This window comes from Kocuria sp. CPCC 204721, assembly GCF_040980945.1.
In the GTDB taxonomy this organism is placed as follows: domain Bacteria; phylum Actinomycetota; class Actinomycetes; order Actinomycetales; family Micrococcaceae; genus Kocuria; species Kocuria marina.
This window is the reverse complement of the sequence record NZ_JAVKPO010000004.1, coordinates 171,233-190,328: the sequence shown is the minus strand read 5'-3', so window position 1 is coordinate 190,328 and position 19,096 is coordinate 171,233. Positions and strand designations below refer to the sequence as shown.

14 protein-coding genes and 2 tRNA genes are annotated in these 19,096 nt (G+C 68.5%); 9 read left to right on the top strand and 7 right to left on the bottom strand.

Features of this window, described 5'->3' with window-relative positions; all coding sequences use genetic code 11:
• Positions 1 to 62: 62 nt before the first annotated feature.
• From ilvN to RF637_RS06065, 3 genes are all read right to left on the bottom strand, one after another.
• Positions 63 to 572 (bottom strand): acetolactate synthase small subunit, encoded by a 510-nt coding sequence (gene ilvN, locus RF637_RS06075; protein WP_064845687.1) that lies wholly within the window; start codon positions 570 to 572, stop codon positions 63 to 65.
• A 3-nt stretch (positions 573 to 575) separates the two neighbouring features.
• Complete coding sequence (locus RF637_RS06070; protein ID WP_368844387.1) at positions 576 to 2,453, bottom strand: acetolactate synthase large subunit; 1,878 nt, start codon at positions 2,451 to 2,453, stop codon at positions 576 to 578.
• 364 nt (positions 2,454 to 2,817) lie between these two features.
• Positions 2,818 to 3,795 (bottom strand): NAD(P)-dependent oxidoreductase, encoded by a 978-nt coding sequence (locus tag RF637_RS06065; protein WP_131332693.1) that lies wholly within the window; start codon positions 3,793 to 3,795, stop codon positions 2,818 to 2,820.
• A 165-nt stretch (positions 3,796 to 3,960) separates the two neighbouring features.
• On the opposite strand from RF637_RS06065, the gene RF637_RS06060 reads away from it, so the two are divergent.
• Positions 3,961 to 4,033, top strand: a tRNA-Lys gene (locus RF637_RS06060).
• 127 nt (positions 4,034 to 4,160) lie between these two features.
• On the opposite strand, the gene RF637_RS06055 is transcribed toward RF637_RS06060, so the two are convergent.
• Positions 4,161 to 4,676 carry a MarR family winged helix-turn-helix transcriptional regulator gene (locus RF637_RS06055; protein ID WP_064845690.1) on the bottom strand — a complete coding sequence of 172 codons (516 nt, stop codon included), beginning with the start codon at positions 4,674 to 4,676 and terminating at the stop codon, positions 4,161 to 4,163.
• Between the two features lie 287 nt (positions 4,677 to 4,963).
• Here RF637_RS06055 and bcp point away from each other — a divergent pair, with 287 nt between their 5' ends.
• The 8 genes from bcp to RF637_RS06015 all read left to right on the top strand — a co-directional run bounded on the left by bcp (position 4,964) and on the right by RF637_RS06015 (position 13,024).
• Positions 4,964 to 5,437 carry a thioredoxin-dependent thiol peroxidase gene (gene bcp / locus RF637_RS06050; RefSeq protein ID WP_368844386.1) on the top strand — a complete coding sequence of 158 codons (474 nt, stop codon included), beginning with the start codon at positions 4,964 to 4,966 and terminating at the stop codon, positions 5,435 to 5,437.
• 157 nt (positions 5,438 to 5,594) lie between these two features.
• Positions 5,595 to 5,679, top strand: a tRNA-Leu gene (locus tag RF637_RS06045).
• Between the two features lie 52 nt (positions 5,680 to 5,731).
• The gene (locus RF637_RS06040; protein WP_368844385.1) at positions 5,732 to 7,339 is read left to right on the top strand and encodes an ABC transporter substrate-binding protein; all 1,608 of its coding nucleotides are present in this window, start codon (positions 5,732 to 5,734) and stop codon (positions 7,337 to 7,339) included.
• 115 nt (positions 7,340 to 7,454) lie between these two features.
• A complete protein-coding gene (locus tag RF637_RS06035) occupies positions 7,455 to 8,939 on the top strand; it encodes a malate:quinone oxidoreductase (protein ID WP_144998145.1) in 1,485 nt (494 codons plus the stop codon).
• Between the two features lie 307 nt (positions 8,940 to 9,246).
• On the top strand, positions 9,247 to 9,597 hold the full coding sequence (locus RF637_RS06030; protein WP_231885488.1) for a MarR family winged helix-turn-helix transcriptional regulator: 351 nt from the start codon (positions 9,247 to 9,249) through the stop codon (positions 9,595 to 9,597).
• Positions 9,598 to 9,909: 312 nt separating this feature from the next.
• Positions 9,910 to 10,989: a YihY/virulence factor BrkB family protein gene (locus RF637_RS06025; RefSeq protein ID WP_167318365.1), complete on the top strand. Its 1,080-nt coding sequence runs from the start codon at positions 9,910 to 9,912 to the stop codon at positions 10,987 to 10,989.
• A gap of 257 nt (positions 10,990 to 11,246) precedes the next feature.
• Entirely contained in the window at positions 11,247 to 12,344 is a 1,098-nt protein-coding gene (locus RF637_RS06020; protein WP_167318364.1) for an S-(hydroxymethyl)mycothiol dehydrogenase, read from the top strand.
• Complete coding sequence (locus RF637_RS06015) at positions 12,341 to 13,024, top strand: MBL fold metallo-hydrolase (protein WP_085106324.1); 684 nt, start codon at positions 12,341 to 12,343, stop codon at positions 13,022 to 13,024. Before RF637_RS06020 ends, RF637_RS06015 begins: the two co-directional genes overlap by 4 nt.
• A 79-nt stretch (positions 13,025 to 13,103) precedes the next feature.
• On the opposite strand, the gene RF637_RS06010 is transcribed toward RF637_RS06015, so the two are convergent.
• From RF637_RS06010 to RF637_RS06000, 3 genes are read right to left on the bottom strand one after another with little or no spacing between them, the layout of a single operon-like run.
• A complete protein-coding gene (locus tag RF637_RS06010; RefSeq protein WP_368844383.1) occupies positions 13,104 to 14,390 on the bottom strand; it encodes a hypothetical protein in 1,287 nt (428 codons plus the stop codon).
• Positions 14,391 to 14,399: 9 nt separating this feature from the next.
• Entirely contained in the window at positions 14,400 to 17,687 is a 3,288-nt protein-coding gene (locus RF637_RS06005) for an AAA family ATPase (RefSeq protein WP_368844382.1), read from the bottom strand.
• Positions 17,684 to 18,907: an exonuclease SbcCD subunit D gene (locus RF637_RS06000; protein ID WP_368835561.1), complete on the bottom strand. Its 1,224-nt coding sequence runs from the start codon at positions 18,905 to 18,907 to the stop codon at positions 17,684 to 17,686. Before RF637_RS06000 ends, RF637_RS06005 begins: the two co-directional genes overlap by 4 nt.
• Positions 18,908 to 19,096: the final 189 nt, after the last annotated feature.

The following is a 19,096-nucleotide window of genomic DNA, read 5'->3' as shown; positions in this document are numbered from 1 at the left end:
TTGCACGTCGGGGCGCAACGGCACGGGCGTTGCGCGAGATGCGGTGTCCTGCGGCCGAGCGGTCAGTGACGCAGGGCGCGATCGGACATGGATTTGGGGCCGCGGCCCAGGGCCACGGTGCCGGCTCGCACGATCTCCCGGATCCCGAAGGGTTCCAGGACGTCCATGAGGGCGTGGATCTTGTCGCGCGATCCGGTGGACTCGATGACCACGGATTCCGTGGAGACGTCCACGATCGTGGCGCGGAACAGGTCCGCGGCCTGCGTGACCTGCAACCGGGTGGCCGCGTCCGCACGGACCTTGACCAGGATGTGGTCCCGCTGCACGGAGGACTCCGGCGACAGCTCCACGATCTTGATCACGTTGATCAGCTTGTTCAGCTGCTTGGTGACCTGCTCGAGCAGCTCACCCTCAGCGTCGACCACCACGGTGATCCGGGAAATCCCGTTCAGCTCCGTGGGGCCCACCGCGAGCGAGTGGATGTTGAACGCGCGCCGCGCGAACAACCCCGCCACGCGGGTCAGCACGCCCGGCTTGTCCTCCACCAGGACGGAAAGAGTGTGTCGGCTCATCGATCAGTCCTCCGTGTTCCACTCGGGCGTCATGTTGCGGGCGATCTGGATCTGGTCGTTGGAGACCCCGGCGGGGACCATGGGCCACACCATCGCGTTCGCGGAGACCACGAAGTCGATCACCACGGGGCGGTCGTTGATCTCGAGCGCCCTCTTGATGGTCTCGTCCACGTCCTCGTCCTTCTCACAGCGCAGGGCGGCACAGCCGTAGGCCTCCGCGAGCTTGACGAAGTCGGGGATGCGGCGGGAGTTGTGACCCGTGTTCAGCTCCGTGTTGGAGTAGCGACCGTCGTAGAACAGGGTCTGCCACTGGCGCACCATGCCCAGGGACGAGTTGTTGATCACCGCGACCTTGATGGGGATATTGTTAATCACGCACGTGGCAAGCTCCTGATTGGTCATCTGGAAGCACCCGTCACCGTCGATCGCCCACACCACGCGGTCCGGCTGGGACACCTGTGCACCCATGGCCGCGGGGACCGCGAAGCCCATGGTGCCCAGGCCCGCGGAGTTCAGCCACTGCCGGGGCCGCTCGTAGTCCACGAACTGCGCGGACCACATCTGGTGCTGTCCCACACCGGAGACGTAGACCGCATCCGGCCCGGTCAGCTCGGAGATCCGCTCGATCACGTACTGGGGGCTGCCCAGACCGTCATCGGTCTTGGTGTAGCCCAGCGGATAGGTCTCGCTCAGGGAGTTCAGGGTATCCCACCACAGACCCAGATCCGGCGTGCCGGTTTCCTCGAACTCCTGGCGCACGGCCTGGGTGAGGTCCGGTATCACGTACTTGAGATCCCCCACGATGGGCACGTCCGCCACGCGGTTCTTGGAGATCTCCGCGGGGTCGATGTCCGCGTGGATCACCTTGGCGTTCGGGGCGAACGAGCTCAGCTGACCGGTCACGCGGTCGTCGAAGCGCGCTCCCAGGGTGATCAGCAGGTCCGACTGCTGCAGCGCGTACACCGCCGGCACGGTCCCGTGCATCCCGGGCATGCCCAGGTTCTGGTCGTGCGAGTCGGGGAAAATCCCGCGCGCCGTGAGCGTGGTGACCACCGGCGCGCCGGTGAGTTCGGCGAGCTCGAGCAGTTCCGCGGGCACGTCCGCCCGCATGGCGCCGCCACCCGTGTAGAGCACCGGACGCTGGGCCGCCGCGACCATGCGGGCGGCCTCCTTGATCTGCTTGGAGTGCCCGCGCGTCACGGGACGGTAGCCCGGCAGCTCCATCTGCGGGGGCCAGCTGAAGGTCATCATCGCCTGCTGGGCGTCCTTGGCCACGTCCACCAGGACGGGTCCCGGACGCCCGGTCGAGGAGAGGTGGAAAGCCTCCGCGATGACCCGGGGGATCTCCTGGGCGTCCGTGACCAGGTAGGAGTGCTTGGTCACCGGCATGGTCATGCCCACGATGTCCGCCTCCTGGAAGGCGTCCGAACCGATCGCGGAGCTGGCCACCTGACCGGTGATCGCGAGCATGGGGATCGAGTCCATGTTGGCGTCCGCGAGCGCCGTCACGAGGTTCGTGGCACCGGGACCGGACGTGGCGATGCACACGCCCACGCGACCTGAGGCCAGGGCGTAGCCCTCCGCAGCGTGCCCCGCACCCTGCTCGTGGCGTACGAGGATATGGTTGATCTTCTCGGTGTCCAGCAACGGGTCGTAGGTGGGCAGGATGGCACCACCCGGCAGACCGAAGACGTCCGTGACACCGAGCTGCTCGAGGGAGCGGATGATCGCCTGGGAACCGGTCATCTCCTCCGGGGCCACGACCTCCGCCGCGGTACCCGTCAGCCGTGCCTGGTCCGTCTCCGCGGGCCGGGGCACCGAAGCCGCGGGCGGCCGCCGCTGGGCCATCACCGCCGGTGAGATCGGCTGATCCTTACTCATAGTGCTGTGTCCTTACCTGCTGTGTTGTGCGAGATGCCGAGCGGGGTGGCGCGGGGCGAGCCGGTGACAGGTCGTCATACATGGAAAAAGGCCCTTGCCACGGGTTCCGTGGGCTGAGGGCCTGGCGGGTACGCGCGTCGAGTACTCCTCAGGCCCGGTGTCCGATGAGGACGACCGGTACGAGGTCTACCACGATGCGCAGTGCCGTTGTCATACCGCCCATGGTGTGACCCGCAGAACGCGGGTGTCAAACTACGGACACCCCTTCTCACAATGTGAAACATTGTGTCCCCCACCGTGGCACCCCCGTCCGCGTGCGCGAGCCCGTCCGTGGTCGACCGTGCGGGACCGTGGGTGTCCGTGCTCACTCGTCCTGCAGGGCCAGTCGGCCCGGCTGCACGAGGAACTGCGGTGAGCGACCCTGCCGGATCAGTTCCAGCTGCTCCAGGATCAGCTTGCGCACCCGGGGCCGGAAGGAGACGTTGGAGCCACCCACGTGGGGCAGCACGATCGAGCCCGCCGCGCTCATCAGGGAGTGGTCACCGGGAAGCGGTTCGGGGTCCACCACGTCCAGCGCGCAGCGCAGACGGCCCGAGACGACCTCCGCGGTCAGGGCGTCCGTGTTCACCACGGGACCCCGGCCCACGTTGACCACGAGGGCGTCGTCCGGCAGCAGCGCCAGGGTCCGCTCGCCCACCAGGTCGCGGGTCGCATCACCGAGGGGTAGCGCAAGCACCAGGATGTCGGTGCGCGGCAGGATCTCGTCGAGTTCGTCAATGCCGTGGATACGGCCAGCCTCGTCCTCGCGGGCGTGGGAAGCCACTCGGGTGAGCTCCACCTCGAACGGTGCGAGTCGGGAGATGACCGCGCCTCCGATCTCCCCGACGCCCACCACGGTGACGCGGGAGTCAGCCACCGCGCGCGAGAAGTACCGCTTGTAGACACCCTCGTGCTGTTGCAACACGGCCCGGTCCAGGTTGCGCTGCGCGGCGATGATCAGTCCCAGGGCGATCTCCGCGGTCCCGGCCGCGTGCACCCAGCCGCCGGCGGCCAGGGCCACGTCCTCACCGATCTTCTCGGGCACGCCGTCGAAGCCCGTGGACTGCAACTGCACCAGACTCACGTCCCGCACGACGGAGGGGTCCTTGAGCCAACGCCCGCTGTAGTAGGGAGCCACGGCGATGTCCACGTCCTCCCGGGCGCAGCCCTCCGGCTCGTTCTCCAGATCCCACAGCACGCACGTAAAATCGGTGGTTTCGGCGCTGATCTCGTCGAAGAGCTGCTGCTCGGGCAAGGAGATCACACGCAGGTCGGACAGCGGAACATCCTGGGAGTGGCTCATGCCCCCGATTCTACGGTCCGGTATACGCCGTAGGACCTGTACAACGGACGTGGCCCTCGGCACCCCGCAGCCCGATTTGACTCCCCCCGCCGTGGTGCTAAAGTAATCTCTCGTTGCGAGGGAGAAAGCAACGGCGAACACCGCCCGCTGACCCGTCCAACGCCCGCGCCTCTAGCTCAATTGGCAGAGCAATTGACTCTTAATCAATGGGTTCAGGGTTCAAGTCCCTGGGGGCGCACGGAACGACCGAAAGGACCGGATCACATGTGATCCGGTCCTTTCGCTGTCTGAACTCAACGAGCGTGCGCGGTGGCCCCGCCGCTCGTTGCGTTCCGGGTCACGACGACGCCGCTGCGCCGCCCGGGTCAGCGCGACGTGGCGCTGTGTTCCGACTCCGTCGGTGAGTCGGCACCCTCCGTGGGACCGGCCGGGGTCTCGGCGCCGTCCTCGACCTCCATGCGCCAGCGTGCACCACCCAGGGTGGAGATCAGGTCGATGAGCTTGCGGCGGAACTGCTCATCCGTGTCACGGTCGCTACCCAGCAACCCCTTCTCCAACCGCGCGGCGTCCACAAGGACCCGCTCCCCCGCCGGGGAGATGCTCACCATGTGGGAACGGCGGTCGAGCGCGTTGCGGGAACGCGTGATGTGACCATGCACCTCCAACCGGTGCAGGGTCTTGCCCATGGTCTGGGCCTGGACGCGCACTTGGTGGGCCAGTTGCGCCTGCGTCATGCTGCCCTCCGAGCGGAGGACGTCCAGGGCCATCACGCCCGCGTGGGTGATACCGAGAGACGCGAGGTTCTCGTTCCACGCGTGTTCCACGAGGCGAGCCGCCGTGGACAGCAGACGGTTCGTGGGCCACTGGTTCTTGTAGGACATAGGACTATCGTATCCGCTCGACGAAATCGCTGAACAATACTACGGGGCACCCCGCCAGTCAAATCCCCGCGCCGAACATCGTCTTGCGAACCCCTCTCGTGCGACTGCGGGAACCGCCCGGGATCGTGCGCACTGGGCGCGGGGCGGACGCAGCGACGTCGTACGGCGGGACCGAGACCGGAGCCGGTGCGCGAACCCGAAGCATGGCATGCTCGGGTGCATCCCTGAACTGTACGTGAGAACGCGTCCTTAGGGAACACCTGTCACTCACCAGGAAGGATCACGCCGTGACCGTTCGTCTGTCCCCCGGGGACGCCGCTCCCGATTTCACCCTGCCCGACGCCCACGGGGAGCCCGTCGCCCTGGCGGGCCTGCGCGGGAGCAAGGTCATCCTGTACTTCTACCCCCGCGCCGCGACCCCCGGCTGCACCACGCAGGCGTGCGACTTCCGGGACAACATGGCCTCGTTCGATGCCGAGGGTTACCGTGTGCTCGGGATCTCGCCGGACGCTCCCGCTGCCCTCGAGCGCTTCGCACAGAACGAGGGTCTGGGCTTCCCGCTGCTCTCGGACGAGGACCACGCCGTGGCGGAGGCGTACGGCGCGTGGGGCGAGAAGAAGAACTACGGGAAGGTCTATGAGGGTCTCATCCGCTCGACCGTGGTACTCGACGAACAGGGGACGGTGAGCCTCGTCCAGTACAACGTGCGCGCCAAGGGGCACGTGGCCAAGCTGCGCCGGGACCTCGGCCTCGACACCTGAGCGGGCGGCCGCCGCCCGGCCTGGGACCCGGAACCGGGGCCGCACCGCGCGCGCTTCTCGGCGAGCGCGGAGGAAGCACTGGTTAGTCACTGGTTAGTATGGTGGACGATTCCGGGCACCCCCTCCGCGTTCAGGCCGGGTCCGGGTCCCGATGTCAGCGCGAGTGGTGGAACTGGTAGACACGCAGGATTTAGGTTCCTGTGCCTCACGGCGTGCGGGTTCGATTCCCGTCTTGCGCACCATGATGCCGCGTACTGCCGTGCGACGACGCGGCGGCCAGAGAAAGGATGCGCCGTGGTTGCTGAGAACCGCCTCGGACGGCGTTCCTTCCTCTCCCTCGTGGGCGCGGGGCTCATGCTCACCGGTTGCGGGTCCACGACCGCCCGCCCCTCGGCGAGCGCCACCGCACCCCGCAACACGTTTGTTCTGGCGCACGCCGCGGCACCGGCGGGGCTGGACCCCTCCCGGAGGAACTCGCAGGAGACGGCCCGGATCGCCACGCAGATCCTGGAGGGGCTCGTGACGGCGGACCGCTCGACCGGTGAGCCCGCGCCGGGCCTCGCGGAGTCGTGGGAGCTCGCGGATGATCGTCGGTCCGTGACCTTCACCCTGCGCCGGGGGGTCCGCTTCCATGACGGTGCCGCGCTGGACGCCGCCGCGGTCAAGGCGAACTTCGACAAGTGGCAGGCCCAGGCCGAGTCCTCCGAACCGTGGGCCTCGCGCTGTGCGTTCGCGACGGCCTTCCGCCACGACACGTCGAGCTCGCTCGTGGCCTCGGCCTACGCCGGCACGGAGGTCACGGACGAGCGCACCGTGGTGGTGAAGCTCACCCGCCCCTACACGCCGCTGCTGGCCGCCCTGACCCAGCCGGCGTTCGGGATCGCCTCCCCCGCGAGCATCGAGGCGGGGACGGAGAACGAGCACCCCGTGGGCACGGGCCCCTTCCGCTTCGACTCGGCGACCGCCGACACCGTGAAGCTCTCCGCCCACGAGGGCTACTGGGGCGAGCTCGGGGACGTGGGCACCCTCGAGATGCGGGTCATCCGTGACGCACATGTGCGCTGTGCGGCCCTGCTCACGGGTGAGGTGGACGCGTACGACCTCGTGGGGCTCGACGCCTTCGCGCCCCTCGCGCGCCGCGGCGTGCAGGTGCTCTACCGCGACCCCTACTCCGTGTCCTACCTCGGGTTCAACCGTTCCGTCCCCGTGCTGCGGGACGTTGCGGTACGCCGCGCCGTCGCCTCTGCGATCGACCGCGGTGCCCTGGCGTCCCAGCTGTACCCCAGCGGGACCAACGTGGCGGACCAGTTCGTCCCCGCCCGGTTCAACGTGGACGGCGAGAACCTGCAGATCCCCGGCTACGACCCCCAGCGCGCCCGGGACCAGTTGCGGGCCAGTTCCTACCGGGGGCAGGCCCTGCGCTTCTACTACCCGCGCAATACGCCCCGGATGTACCTGCAGGAACCGGAGCGCGTGTACGCGCAGATCTCGGCGCAGCTCACCCGCGCGGGCTTCCGTCTGGACCCCGTCCCCATGGACTGGGACGACGGGTACGTGGACGCCGTGACCGACCCCACGGCGGGCCACGCGTTCAGCCTCCTGGGCTGGAGCGGGAGCTTCCGCGACCCCGACGGCTTCATGGGCCCGTTGCTGGGCACCCCCGACGCGCAGTTGGGGGACGACGACGCCGGGTTGCTCACCGCGGTCAACCGCGCCGCCACCATGCCCCAGGGCGACGCCCGCAATGCCGCGTACCGCACGCTCAATGACCGCGTCTCGGCGGTGATCCCGGCCGTGCCGCTCGCGCACCCCGTCTCGGCGGTGGCCGTGAACTCGCGCGTGGCGTCCTTCCCGTTGACCTCCACGGGGTTCGAACGCTTCAACGAGCTGCGCCTGGCCTGAACCGCACCATGTGTGCCCGGCGGCTCCGTTGGGAGTTGGCCGGAGCTGGGGATACCCTGGACACCGGAAAGCCTCGGCGCAGTGCCGCGTCGGTCATGCACGCACGGGAGACAATGTGACTTCATCTCAACCCACCGAAACCGTTGACGTCGTCCTGGTGGGCGCCGGCATCATGAGCGCCACGCTCGCGACCCTGCTCAGCGACCTGCAGCCGGACTGGTCCATGACCGTCCTGGAGCGCCTCAACGCCGCGGGTCTCGAGAGCTCCAATGCCTGGAACAACGCGGGCACCGGACACTCTGCGCTGTGCGAACTGAACTACGCACCCCAGGCCGCGGACGGCACTGTGAGCGCCAAGAAGGCCCTGAACATCAACGAGCAGTTCCAGGTGACGCGCCAGCTGTGGAGCTCGCTCGTGGAGAACGGCACGCTCGAGTCCCCCGGCACGTTCATCAACCCCGTGCCCCACATCTCCATGGTGTTCGGTGAGGACCACGCGGACTACCTGCGCGCCCGCTACGACGCGTTCAAGCCTCACAAGCTGTTCGAGCGCATGGAATTCACCGAGAACCGCGACCAGATCGCCGAGTGGGCGCCCCTCACGATGCACGGCCGCGGCGCCGGTCGCGTGGCGGCGACCTTCGCCCCCGAGGGCACGGACGTGGACTTCGGTGCCCTCACCAACCAGCTGCTCACCCACCTGACCGGGCGCAACGTGACCGTGCGCTATGGCCAGGAGGTCACCACCCTGAAACGCCAGAGCGACGGTTCCTGGAACGTCTCGGTCGAGGACAGGCTCAACAGCGACAACAACCGCGTCATCCACGCGCGCTTCGTTTTTCTGGGTGCCGGCGGCGGCGCGCTGTCCCTGCTGCAGAAGTCGGGGATCCGGGAGGCCAAGGGCTTCGGCGGGTTCCCCGTCTCCGGTCTCTTCCTGCGCAACACCGATCCCACCGTTACGTCCCAGCACAACGCCAAGGTCTACGGCCAGGCCTCCGTGGGCGCCCCGCCCATGTCCGTGCCCCACCTGGACACGCGCTACGTCCACGGCGAGCGCACCTTGATGTTCGGGCCCTACGGCGGGTTCAAGCCCAACTTCCTCAAGCACGGTTCCCTGCTGGACCTGCCCAAGAGCGTGCGCGCGCACAACCTCTACCCCATGACCCGTGCGGGTCTGGCCAACCTGGACCTAGTCAAGTACCTCGTGGGCGAACTGACCAAGACCCGGTCCCAACGCATGGACGCCCTACGGGAGTACTACCCCACCGCCGAGGAGTCCCAGTGGGAGCTCATCGAGGCCGGTCAGCGCGTGCAGGTCATGAAGTCGGATCGACAGAAGGGTGGCGTGCTGCAGTTCGGCACCGAACTCGTGACCAGCGCGGACGGCTCGATTGGTGCTCTGCTGGGCGCCTCCCCCGGTGCGTCCACGGCCGTGCCGATCATGCTCAACCTGCTCTCCCGCTGCTTCCCGGCCAAGATGTCCGAGTGGGAGCCCAGGATCAAGGAGCTGATCCCCTCCTACGGCAAGAAGCTCGATGAGAACCCGCAGCTCGCGGACGAGATCATGGGTCACACCGCCCAGGTGCTCGGCATCAAGTAGTCCCGTTCCGGCGGACGTTACGGAGGGTCTTTGTGCACTGCGCACAAAGGCCCTCCGTCGTCTCCACCCCTGATCAGCTGTGCCCCAATGCGTGGACAGGCTCTGTCCTCCCGGCCACAAGTGTGGACACCGCTCGCTGGGGGCGCGCTCATCCCCTCTCGTAACATGTAGATAACGTCCATAGGGGGTGGACGTTGCCAAAGGGGGAAGAATGACATCAAGGGGGAGTGTCGAAGCGTGGGATGCACTAAGCCGCTGCCATGTGTCGGTGACACGTCAGCTCCAACGCGGAGTGGATTTACGCGGCTTGTCTCGTCGTGAGTTCGAGGTCCTGGCCGCGCTGTGCACCACCGGCCGGGGTGGCCTGCGGTTACGCGATCTCAACAGCCACGTGCTGTTGACGCAATCGAGCCTCTCACGCATGCTCGAGCGTCTCGAGAACAAGGGGCTCGTGACCCGGCGCCAGGATTCCCAGGACCTGCGCGGTGTGCGGGTCGCCCTGACCGATGCCGGGACCCAGCTCTACGAGCAGATCTCGCAGGACAACGACCAGATGGTCGCGGACGTCATGAGCACCGCTCTGGACGCCCAGGAGATCAGGGTGCTTACGCGACTGAGTGAACGCATCCATCAGTACGCGTTGTCGTTGTCACGGTGACCGATCCGCACCGCTGCACGCACTGACCCGCCCGTACGGCGGCCCACACCGCGCCCACGATTCGTCGTGGGCGCGGTGTCGTGTCCGGCGACGTCGCGTACAGCGGAGTCGCGCCCCGGCGGTGCCGCATGCCCCGATACCATATGATGCAGTGCCGCGCCCGATGGCGCTGCGCCGGGCGGCGTCGTCGGCGGCAGCACCGGGCCGGCGCCGTATAGGCGCACGGTGCGTCGGCGGGGGTCGGGAGGCCGCTAAACTGTTGGGAGTACCTGCTTTGCGCAGCCACCACATTCGCTCCTGGAGAGGACCCCCATGACAACTCAGCATTTGGAGTCCACGGCGCGTCGGGGGGACGCGGCCCCGGACCCGGACCATGATGCCAAACCCGACTCCCCCACCAAGCTCAAGGGGCAGTCATGGGGTTACGTCTTCAAGCGCGCCCTGTCCGAATTCAGTAAGGACGGATGCACTGACCTCGCCGCGACACTGACGTACTTCGCGGTGCTCTCCATCTTCCCGGCGCTTCTGGCGTTGGTGTCCCTGCTGGGTGTGTTCGGCCAGGGTGAGGCCACCACGAGCGCCATCCTAGACTTCCTGAACCGTTATGCTCCCTCGTCCGTCGTGGATCTGCTCTCCGGACCCATCTCCCAGCTGACCACTCAGTCCGGGGCCGGACTGGCCCTGGTCGTCGGTGTCCTGGGTGCACTATGGACCGCATCGGGTTATACCGGTGCGTTCTCCCGGGCGATGAACCGCATCTACGAGATCGCCGAGGGTCGCCCCTTCTGGAAGCTCAAGCCCATCATGCTGCTGATCACCCTGATCATCGTGCTGATCGTGGCCGCCGTGATGTTCATGGTGTTGCTCTCCGGTGACTTCGCGCAGACCGTGGGTGACCTGGTGGGTCTGGGTTCCACCACCGTGACCGTGTGGAACTGGGCCAAGCTGCCCGTCATCCTGTTCCTGCTCGTGCTGCTCATCGCGATCCTGTACTACGCGACGCCCAACGTGAAGCAGCCCAAGTTCAAGTGGTTGAGCCCGGGCGCAGCGATCGCGCTCGTGTTCATGATCATCGCCGGGCTCGGGTTCGGTTTCTACGTGGCGAACTTCTCGAGCTACAACGCGACCTACGGCATCATCGGCTCCGTGATCATCCTGCTCCTGGGCCTGTGGATCATGAACAACGTGCTCCTCTTCGGCGCCGAGGTGGACGCCGAACTCGAGCGTGGCCGCCAGTTGCAGGGCGGGATCCGTGCCGAGCACGCCGTCCAGCTGCCTCCCCGGGACACCACCCAGGTGAAGAAGCAGAAGGAGAAGGAGGAGAAGCTCGAGGCCGAGGGGCGCAAGATCCGGCTGCGCACCGAGCACGTCGACTACTCGCAGGACTCCTGAGTCACCACGACGATCCTTCACAACGCGGGCCCGCACCATCGTGCGGGCCCGCGTTCTCATGTTCAGGGCCTGCCATCCGGTGTCGCCGACCGGTTTCCCCGACTTGGTTGCGTCGACCCAGATCATCTCCCGGCTCGTCATCCGCGCCCGGTATTCGTCGCGGGGCGAACGTACGCGGCGTCGTCGTGCGCCGTGTGGCGGCCACCACGCATACTGGGAAGGACCCTAGAAAGCTGCGAGACGACGGAGGCAACCGTATGCACAAGGTCAAAGGCGTGGTGGTGCGGGCCAAGAACGAGCCCGCCACCGTGGAAACCATCCTGGTCCCCGATCCGGGGCCGGGCGAGGCACTCGTGGACGTGCTTACGTGCGGGGTGTGTCAGACGGACCTGCACTACAAGGTGGGCGGCGTGGGGGACGCCTTCCCCTACCTCCTGGGGCACGAGGCCACGGGCGTGGTGAGCGCCGTGGGCGAGGGCGTCACGGAGGTGGCCGTGGGCGATCACGTGATCCTCAACTGGCGAGCGGTGTGCGGCGAATGCCGGGCCTGCCGCCGCGGTGAGCCGTGGTACTGCTTCAACACCCACAATGCCGAGCAGAAGATGACCCTCGAGGACGGCACGGAACTCGAGCCGGCTCTGGGGATCGGCGCCTTCGCGGAGAAGACCCTGGTCGCCGCCGGGCAGTGCACCCGCATCGAGTCCCCGCTCGAGGACGGGCAGTACGCCGCGGTGGGTCTGCTGGGCTGCGGCCTCACCGCCGGGATCGGCGCGGCAATCAACACCGGTGCGGTCAAGCGCGGAGAGTCCGTAGCGGTCATCGGCTGCGGCGGCGTGGGCACCGCCGCGGTCGCGGGTGCGGCGCTCGCTGGTGCGACCACGATCATCGCGGTGGACGTGGACGACGACAAGCTGAGCACCGCGCAGCGGCTCGGCGCGACCCACACGGTCAATTCTCGGTCTGTGGATCCCGTGGAGACCATCCGCGAGCTCACGGGCGGTCACGGCGCGGATCTCGTGATCGACGCCGTGGGCGTGGCCGACACCTTCATGCAGGCCTTCCAGGCGCGTGACCTCGCGGGTCGCATGGTCCTGGTGGGCGTTCCCAATCCCGGGACCGTGGCGGAGATCCCGCTGGACCAGGTGTTCTCCCACGGCGGGTCCATCAAGTCCGCGTGGTACGGGGACACCCTGCCCTCGCGCGACTTCCCGATGCTCGTGGACCAGTACCTCCTGGGCCGGTTGGACCTGGATGCCTTCGTCTCCGAGCGCATCGCCCTCGAGGACGTGGACGCCGCGTTCGGGACCATGAAGTCCGGCAAGGTCCTGCGTTCCGTCGTGGAACTGGCCCGATGACGCGCACACCGCAGACCGTCCTGACCGACCCGCGCGGCGGCGTCACCGTCACGAACTGCGTCACGGAGGGTACGTTCAGCCTGGACGGCGAGACCTTCGACGTGGAGAACAACGTGTGGGTCGTGGGTAACCAGGCCGAGTGCGTCGTGATCGATCCCGCGCACGACCCCGACGCCGTGCTCGCCGCAGTCGCGGACCGCACCATCACGCACGTGCTGCTGACCCACGGTCACGACGACCACATCGCGGCGGTGCGCGAGTTCACCGACCGCGCGGGCACGGACGCCCCGATCATGATGAACCACGAGGACCTCATGCTGTGGCGCGCCGTCTACCCGGAGGGGCCGGAGCCCGAGCCGTTGCGAGACGGACAGGAGATCCTTGCGGGCACCGTGGTGTTCACCGTGTTGGCCACGCCCGGCCACTCTCCCGGGTCCGTGGTGTTCCACGCCCCGCACCTGGGTGAGAACGGGGTGGTCTTCACCGGGGACACGTTATTCCAGGGCGGCCCGGGTGCCACGGGGCGGTCCTATTCGGACTTCCCCACGATCATCGACTCCATCGAGAAACGGCTGCTCACGCTGCCCGAGGACACCCTCGTGCTCACGGGTCACGGCGACTCCACGACCATCGGCCAGGAGAAGCCACACCTGAGTGAATGGATCGCCCGCGGCCACTGAGTGATCGCGCTTGCGGTACGACGCCGCTCGGCCCGGTCCCCTGCGAACCGGCCCGGGCGGCGTCGTCGTGTGAGCAGCGTCAGATGCGGGGCCTGGGCCCGGGGCTGCGGCGTTGCGTGTAGTTGAAGATGAGGGCGGTGGCCAACAGCACCATAGCGGCCGCCATGGGGACCATGGCCGCGGTCATGTCGTCGAAGTGTACGCCCAGGTACGCGCTGAGCGTGAGTCCCAGCGCCGTGGCGATGCTCGACGTCACAGTCATGCGTGCCACGAGTCCCAGGAAGTCGCTGCCCGCAGTGACGTAACCGGCACTGCTGTGGAGGCACAGCAGGCACGGGCCTGAGAACAACCCGAGCGCGAGGAGCACGAGGGAATACCCCACGAAACCGGACGGCCCGGACATGAGCATGGATGCCAGCAGTGCACCCGTGGCGGCGAGAATCCACATGTTCTCAGCGCTCAACCGGCGGCGGAAACGCACGGCCAGGCTCGACCCCACGGCGGCCCCGAACCCCAGCAACGCATAGATGACCCCCATGGTCTCCACGCTGTCCAGGGACACTGAGTACACCACGAGGCACCCGAGTACCGCGCCCATGAGGGCGTTCAGCGCCGCCACACCGTAGATCAATCCATGGCTCAACCGGAACACGGCACGGCTGCGCCCGGGCGCGCCGCGGGGGCGTCGCCAGGGCCAGAGGGGCATGTCCGCGCGGGGACAGCGGGCGGAGGAATGCAGGACGAATGCCGCCGTGATCAGCACGGTCCACACGGCGGCGAAACGCAGCACCACCGCCGGGCCCATGGTCACAGCGAGCAGTCCCGTGAGCGCGGCACCCAGCACCGTGGCCAGTCCCTCGTTCACGGATTCGCGGCGCATGGCCGCCGGGAACGCTTGTGACCGGTCCTGTGCTCGCAACACGGAGGCCCAGCGGAGCCGCGCGGCCAGTCCCATGGGTGTCATGACCACGCCGGCCACGAAGAACGGCGCGAGCGCGGGCACGGCATCCCACGAGACCGGGATCTCGGTGACCTGGGCTCGTGATAGCACCCAGAGGATGATCCCCTGGATCAGGGAGAACGCGGCCAAGGCCCACAATCGCCAGCGGGCGTTGGCCAGCGCGGCCACGCCCACGCCGCTCACGGCTATGCCGAGACACAGGGACGCCGAGCTCAACGCGGCCGTCCACGCCGAGGAGGACGAGACCGCCACGAGCGTGAGCAGGCCCAACGGGGCCATGACCTGGGGCAGGCGGAGCAACAGGGTGATCGCGCCCAGCCTGCGATCACTGCGCACGGTGCGTTCACGAGGGGTGAGCACCTTGCCGGGCTTCTCGGGCGCGGGGCGGCGGATCGCTGTACTCACGACCTCAGCCTACGCGGCATCCCACGGCCCCGCGACGACCGACAGATGCGAGCCACCGGGGGTCTTGGTGACCACGAGCTGGGTGTCGATGCGTTGTTTCATCTCGCTCACGTGGGACACCACACCGATGACCCGCCCCGTGCGGCGCAACCCGTCCAGGGTCTCGAGGACCTGCTCGAGGGTTTGTTCGTCAAGGGAGCCGAACCCCTCGTCCACGAAGAGCGTGTCGATCTCCTGTCCCCCGGCCTCGGACCGGACGACATCCGCAAGAGCCAGGGCGAGTGCGAGCGAGGTGAAGAAGGATTCCCCGCCCGACAGTGTCTCCGTGCCGCGGCGGACACCGGTCCACGAGTCGTCGATCTCGAGTCCGAGCCCGGACTTGCCACCCCCTCGGGTGCGATCCGTATGCACCAGTGTGAAGCGACCGGAGGACATCCGTGCCAGGTGTTCGGACGCCACCGCGGCCACGTGCTCGAGCTTCGCGGCGAGTACGAACGAGGTCAGGGTCATCCGCAGGGCGTTCTCGGGGGAGTTCGCCGTGGCCACATCCGCGAGTCCGCTCAGGCGCTGGGCGTTCTCTCGAGCACGCTCGAGTTCGGCGTGTCGGGCGGGCATGTGCTCGGCGTGGGATGCGGCGTCGGCCGCGAGGGTCTGCAGTCCGCCCAGCTTCTGGTTCAATGCATCCCGCAACTGTTCGTACCCGTCCCGTTCGGCGGCGGTGCGAGCCAGTGCTTCCTCGGACAAGCCCGCGCGTTCCTCGGCGCTGAGCCCCTCGGCACGTTGCATGTCCTGGGTCGCGAGTTCCGCCGAGACTGAGTCCCGCTCCTCCTGCAGGGCGGTGAGCCGCTCGGCGAGTCCGGCCGCGTCCGCCGGGTCCATGAGAGCCTCGTCCGCGGCGCTCTCGGTCTCGAACGGGGACGCGTCAAGGGCACGTTCCACGGCACCCTGCGCGGTGCGGACCTCGTGTTGCGCGGCCTCCAGCGTCCGCTGTTGCGATTCCCACTCGCTCACCGTGCGCACGAGGCGCTCGGACCGTTCGAGGAACTCGGTGGCCGAATCGAAACCCCTGATGCGCCGGGCCAACTCCTCACGCGCCCGGTCGCACCGTGTCAGGAGTCCCTTGAGGCGCGCACGGGTCCCCGCGATGTCACCGTTGATCCGCGTCCCCTCCCCCTCGAGATCTTGGACCTCCCGCCGAGCAGCCGCGATCTCGGCCTCACCCCGGCGCACCCGGGTCAGGCTCTGCTCGAGTCGGGCCAGTTCCTCATCGGCGTGGCGACACCGGTCCACGGCGGCGTCGACGTCCGTGTCCGCGCCGCGCGCGAGCGCCTCGGCCGCACCGGTCTGCGCCCGCTGCCACGCTGCGTGGGATGCATCCACGGTGTCCTGTGCGGTGTCCCGGGCGGCGCGTGCGCGATCGAGTGCGTCATCGGTGACCTCGTCCTCGGTTCCGGCGCCGGCGAGGTGCGGGTGCTCCGTGGCTCCGCACACGGGGCACGGATCCCCCGGCTCCAGCCCGGTGGCGAGGGTCGCGGCCGCACTCGCGTAGCGCTGCGCTTCGAGCGCTTCCACGTGCTGGGCGGCGGCCCGCCGTGCGGTTTCATCCTCCCGGTACCGGCGCGCCCGTTCCTGCTCCTCCGCCCGGGCCCGTGCGTATTCCCGACTCGCGGCCACGGCCTCCCGCGCGGTGCGGGCCCGTTCGCGCACGAGGGCCTCGTCCTTGACCTCCCCCAGGAGTTCGCGATGCGATTCCTCGCTGCGGGTCAAGGCGTCCCGCGCGGAGGCGAGATCCCGGGTGAGGTGCGTCGCCCGCTCCTCGAGCGCCGAAAGGGCCTTGCGTTCGCGAGCCGCCTCCTCCTCGTCCCTCGTGAGTGACTCCTCCTGGGCCACGGCGCCCCTGGCGGATTCGCGCGCGGTCACGACTGCATCGCGCAGACCCGCGGGCACCTGCCCGGACTCGTCCACGGCGTCCATGAGGCTCGCGTTCGGGCCCAGAATGTGCTGAGCCACGCGGGCCGACGGCGCGTCCCCCGTGACAGTGGCACGCAGGTCGGTGACGGCGGCGTCAAGGGTCGCGACGCGCCGTCGGGCGTCACGCAGTTCCACGAGCGGCGCTTGCAATTCCTGTGCCGCCTCGTGCTCGCGCAGTTGTCGGGCCGCACCCTCCGACTGCTCCGCGTGCTCCGCGAGTTCATCCCGGCGCCGCGTGAGTTCGCCGCGCCTCCTGACCAGCGAATGCAGGGTCTCCAATTGTGCGTAGCGCTGCTGGGCCCCTGTGTACGACGACGCCGCGCCGTCCCGTGCCCGGCCCACCGTGTTTACGAGGGTGACGCAGTCGTCGACCAGCTCACGCCATCGATCCGGGCCCCCTTCGTTGTCGGCGTCCCCCGATTTCCCGTCCGCGGGCCCCTCCTCCGAAGCGGCCGACGCAGCACTGGTCGAGGCTCGGCCCTGGTCAGACGAATCCGCGTCGGTTTCTCCACCGTTGGCGTCCGCCGCGGTGCCCACGGCGACGTCGCCGACCGACCCCTCGTCCGACGGGAGATCCAATCGGGTCCGGAGCGCCCCGGGGAGGTCCGATAAGACGTCCTCCGGTAACCGGGCGACCGTGTGGGCCACGCGTTCCCTGAGCCGGGCGAGGACCTCGTCCGCTCTTTCCGCCTCGCGTTCCGCCTCGTACAGGACGCTCTTGGCTCGATCCGAGCGCGTTTTCAGCTCATCCTGGATGTCCGCGTAGACGTCCGTGCCGAACAGCGTTTCCAGAAGGTCTTCCCGCTCCTTGGAACCGGCTTGCAGGAACCTGGCGAACTGGCCCTGGGGAAGCATCATCACCTGGGTGAACTGCTCACGGTCCAGGCCCACGACGTGGTGGATGGTCTGCCCCACGTCGTCCGGGCGGTAACCGCGGTCCACCCATTGCCCCGCCACGTGTTCCCGCAATGACACCGTGGCGTGACGGTCGCTCCACCCGGACGCAGCCCGGGAGGACGGTTCGCGCCACGCGGGCGTCCTGCTCACGTGCCACCGCCGGCCACCCGCCGTGAACTCCAACTCGACGCGCGGCCCGGTGCGGGGATCCGCGTGATCACTGTGCTGGGCCTTGCGCCCGCCCTTGGCGACAGTCGTGGGCCCGGATCCGTAGAGCGCGAAGCAAATGGCATCCAACACGCTGGTCTTACCCGACCCGGTTTCGCCGTTGAGCAGGAAGACCCCTGCCTCGTTCAGGACGTCGAAATCCACCGTCTCCCGCTTGGCGAACGGCCCGAAGGCGGTGATCTCCATCCGATGCAGCTTCACTGCTCCACTCCCCTGCTGCGCGCGGCGGCCACCGCGTCCGCGATCTCGTCCTGCTCCGGCCCGGACAGCCCCCGGTGCCGCACGTGGTCGTAGAACTGCGCGCACAGCTCCTCGGCACCGGCGGCTTCCGCGACCCGCGCGCTGTACGCCTGCTGGGTCAGAGTCCGGCCGCCCTCGGGTTCCCAGCGCAGTTCCACCGTGCGGGGAAACCGCGTCCTGATCCGATCCATCGCGGATGCCGGGCGGTCACGATCCGTGAGGACCACCTGACACCAGGCACCCTCCGCCGAGGTGTGCGCCGGATCCCGTAACAACTCGTCGAGTGTCCCCCGCAGGCACGCCAGATCCATGCGCGCGGCGTGGTCCAAGCCGGTGACCTCATGGACCCCGGTCTCCTGGACGTCCACGAGCCACGCTCCCTTGGGGTGTCCGGCCTCGGAGAAGGAATAGGCCACGGGCGAGCCGCTGTAGCGCACGGCGTCCGCGACTCGCTGCCGGCGGTGGATGTGGCCGAGCGCCGTGTAGTCATGACGGGCGAAGACCTCCGCCGGGACGGTGCCGAGGCCCCCGGAATCGACGACGCGCTCCGAATCCGTGGGTTGCGCCCCCGTCACGAACGCGTGCGCCATGACGACGGACGGGATGTCGCCTCGTTCTTTCCTGTCCGCATCGATGCGCTCCATCACGGTGCCCAGCACGGCCTGGTGCGTGGGTGCACAGTCGAGCGACGGCGCGGCCGCGCGCGGTTCGATGTACGGGATGCCGTACACGGCCACCGTGAACGCCCCCGGCAGGGTGGCACCGCGCGGGCCGGGGGCGGGCGGCGTCGTCGCCCGGGCGACCGTGATCGTGGAGTCCGTCGACTGCGAGAGCAGGACCGGGACGTGGGCGTCCGGCACGCGGGTCAACAGGTGGACGCCGCCGTGGGACATGATGCCGGAGCCGAAACCCAACCGCACCGGGGAGTCGTGGTTGCCGCTCGTGAGTATCACGTACGCGCCCGCCTCGCGGATCTGCGCCAGGGTGGCGCTGAGCAGCTCCACCACCTCCGTGCGGGGCTGGGCGCGGTCGTACACGTCCCCCGAGACCAGGACCGCGGAGACACCGTGGTGCCGTACCCACTCGACGATCTCGGCCATGGCCTGCGCCTGGACGTCCAGGATGTCGACGCCGTGGAAGGTACGCCCCAGGTGCCAGTCGGAGGTGTGCAAGATCAGCATGGGGTCAATGTAACCGCGGTCTCGGACACCCACAGCGACCTCCCGCACATGTGCAGGTCACACGGCGCGGGCGCCCCTGACGGTGTGATCCACCGCGGCCGCCACCGCTTCGCTAGGCCGGCGGCGCGCCACGTGGCGGATTGTTTCTACTCGCTAGTTCCCTCTTCCACGCCGTGACCAGGGGTCATG